Origin of the sequence: Leucobacter sp. M11 (genome assembly GCF_035726885.1) — a bacterium.
Taxonomy (GTDB): domain Bacteria; phylum Actinomycetota; class Actinomycetes; order Actinomycetales; family Microbacteriaceae; genus JAPFRB01.
In genome coordinates this window covers 9,147-12,107 of record NZ_JAPFRB010000006.1, presented here as the reverse complement: position 1 = coordinate 12,107, position 2,961 = coordinate 9,147, and the positions used below count along the sequence as shown (strand labels likewise).

General features: G+C 71.0%; 3 protein-coding genes. 2 read left to right on the top strand and 1 reads right to left on the bottom strand.

What is annotated here, in order from left to right; all coding sequences use genetic code 11:
* Both OOT08_RS17065 and OOT08_RS17060 read left to right on the top strand, forming a co-directional pair.
* The coding region (locus OOT08_RS17065) for a hypothetical protein (RefSeq protein ID WP_325094042.1) at positions 1 to 196 on the top strand (196 nt) is incomplete at its 5' end.
* A 152-nt stretch (positions 197 to 348) separates the two neighbouring features.
* Positions 349 to 1,323 carry a 5'-nucleotidase gene (locus tag OOT08_RS17060; RefSeq protein WP_325094041.1) on the top strand — a complete coding sequence of 325 codons (975 nt, stop codon included), beginning with the start codon at positions 349 to 351 and terminating at the stop codon, positions 1,321 to 1,323.
* Here the strand turns inward: OOT08_RS17060 and OOT08_RS17055 are convergent.
* On the bottom strand, positions 1,320 to 2,792 hold the full coding sequence (locus OOT08_RS17055) for an MFS transporter (RefSeq protein ID WP_325094039.1): 1,473 nt from the start codon (positions 2,790 to 2,792) through the stop codon (positions 1,320 to 1,322). The genes OOT08_RS17060 and OOT08_RS17055 overlap by 4 nt on opposite strands.
* Between the last annotated feature and the right edge of the window lie 169 nt (positions 2,793 to 2,961).

Below are 2,961 nucleotides of genomic sequence, written 5' to 3'. Positions count from 1 at the left end.
TGGCTCGCCGATCGACGAGGGTCAGACCGTCACCGATCAGCCGAAGAAGCCCACGCCCACCCCGGCAGCCGCCCGTCCCGCGCTCGCGAACACCGGCGCGCCCGACACCGCCCTGCTCGTGCTCCTCGGTGGAGTGCTCACCGGGCTCGGTGCCCGAGCGCTGCTCGCGCACCGCAGCCGGAACCGCCGGGCGTAATACCGCCGCCGCCCGCTGCCCGGGCCCACCTCACCGTGGGCCCGGGCATCGGGCGGTATCCTGGGACGCATCGTCTTCCGGAGCCCCGCGGGCGGGCGGGCCTCCCGGTCGGCCCTCCTGGCGCTGCACCCCGAACAGGAACGAGGACCGCCGTGGCGTACGACCTGCAACACATGCTCGTGCTCGGGGTCGCCTCCAGCGCGCTGTTCGATCTCGCTGAGGCGGATGCGGTCTTCCAGGAGCAGGGCGAAGCACGGTACCGGGAGTATCAGGAGGCGCACCTCGATCATCCCCTCCAGCCGGGGGCTGCCTTCCCGTTCATCACGCGCCTGCTCTCGCTGAACGATCTCGCGCCCGACGACGCCCCGCTCGTCGAGGTCATCGTGCTCTCCCGGAACGACCCCGACACGGGGTTGCGGGTCATGCGCTCGATCGCTCACCACGATCTGCCGATCACGAGGGCGATCTTCATGCAGGGCCGATCGCCCTATGCGTACATGGGCGCGCTCAATATGTCACTGTTCCTGTCGCAGAACGAACACGATGTCCGTGTTGCGCTGGACCTGGGGTTCGCCGCGGGGCAGGTGATCGGCTCCCCCGCGATGGACCCGAAGGGCACGGATCTCAGGATCGCCTTCGACTTCGACGGGGTGCTCGCCGACGACTCCTCGGAGCGGGTCATGCAGGCCGGTGGCCTGTCGGCGTTCCACGCGAACGAACGCGCCCGGGCCGCGGAACCCCTCCCCGAGGGGAGGCTGTCGGAGTTCCTGCGCGGGATCAACCGCATCCAGGACATCGAGGAGGCGCTCCTCGCGGCGGACCCGGGCTACAACCGCCGCGTGCACGTGGCCATCGTCACCGCGAGGAATGCCCCGTCGCACGAGCGCGTCATCCGCACGCTCACCGCCTGGGGCGTGCGCGTCAATGACGCGTTTTTCCTCGGCGGCATCGACAAGGCGAGGGTGCTCCGCGTCCTCAAACCGCATGTGTTCTTTGATGACCAGATTGGGCACCTCGAGGGTGCCGCGGACGAGGTGCCCAGCGTGCACGTCCCCTTCGGGGTGATCAACGAGGCCGATGCTCCGCCCGGGGCCAACGCCGCGACGACGCGGCCCCGTCACGCTTAGACCGGCCGCACGCAGGCGCACTGCCCCGCCAGCAGGGTGCCCTCGGCGCTCGCGGCGGCGAGCGCCCGGCGGCGTTCCCCCGCGGTCGTGTCCGGGTCCGCGCTCGGCGTCCCGAGCGACCCGAGCGCCCCGGCGGGCACGGGTTCGGGTGCGGGCTCGGCCCCCGGCGCGGGGGCGTTCCCCGCGCCCGCTCCCCGGCTCGGCTCCGCCGCGCCGCCCGTCCCGGCGGGGTGCCCCGGCCCGGTTGGGCGACCCGGTTCCGGTGCTCGCGCCCGCTGGGGCTCCGGCCGCCACAGCGCGACGGCTCCGACGGCCCCCAGCACGGCGAGCCCCGCGAGAATCCACCAGGCCACGAGGAACCCGGCGCTCGTGGCGACCCATCCCGCGATCGGGTAGGTGATGAGCCAGGCGAGGTGCGACAGGGAGAACTGCGCGGCGAAGACCTCGGGGATCCCGTTCGGCTCGACCGAGCCGCGGAGCACCCGCCCGGTCGGAGTGATGATCATCGCCATCCCGCCGCCGATAATCACCCAGACCGCGGCGGTGAGCGGCCAGCTCGCGATCCCGACGAGCGCAATCCCGACCGCCGCGGCGACGGCGGCCACGAGCACCATCGCGCCCGTGAGCATCACCCGGCGGTCGTTGAGGCGTCCGAGGACCCGCGGGAGCACGAGCGCGACGACGAGCGTGCCGCTGCCGGAGGCCGCGAGCATCCAGGCAACGTCGGACTGCGTGCCGCCGAGTTCATCGCGCACGAGGTTCACGGTGTTGACGACGACGATCGAGCCCGCGGCCGCGACGACGAGGTTCAGCGCCATGAGGCCGCGCAGCCGCGCCGTGCTCGCGAAGGTCTTGACGCCGGAGGCGATACGATCCCAGGCCCCAGCGTGAGCGCTCGGCCGCGCGTTCGGGATCCGGGTCGAGAGCACCAGCACGGCGGAGAGGGCGAAGCCGACTGAGGTGCCGATGAACAACCAGTTGAAGGTCATGAAGCTCAGCGCGAGCGCCGCCAGCACCGGGCTCAGCAGGCTCTCCATCGTCGTCGCGACCTGCGAGGCGGAGAGCGCCTTCGTGTAGTTCTCCTCGTCGGTGACGATGTCCGGGATCACCGCCTGGAAGGTGGGCGTGAAGGCGGCGGAGGCGGACTGCAGGACCGCGATGAGGACGTAGATCTGCCAGATCTCGGTGACAAACGGCAGCACGAGCACGACCCCGGCCCGCACGATGTCGAGCACCATGAGGAACATGCGCCGCGGAAGCCGATCGACGTAGGCCGCGGCGAGGGGCGCGATCACGACGTACATCACCATCTTGATGGTCAGCGCCGTGCCGAGGACCGCCCCCGCGCTCGGTCCGGCCAGTTCGTAGGCGAGCAGGCCGAGCGCGACCGTCGCGAGCCCGGTGCCGAAGAGGGCAACGATCTGGGCCGAGAAGAGGCGCCGGAAGTCGCGGATTGCCAGGAGGCCCATGCGCAGTTCCTTTCGTGTGCGGAGGCGGGGCATCACCCGCCAGTCACAAACATATACCCCCAGGGGGTATGCTGCAAGAAACGTGACGCCGCATGACGCCCTTGCCTAGATACCCCATATGGGTATATGTTTCGAGCACTCGACCGGACTCCTCCCGAATCCGAGCGGG

Bases quoted from the DNA above. Each gene is read 5' to 3' on its own strand.
- OOT08_RS17055 (WP_325094039.1), bottom strand. From the start codon at position 2,792: ATGGGCCTCCTGGCAATCCGCGACTTCCGGCGCCTCTTCTCGGCCCAG.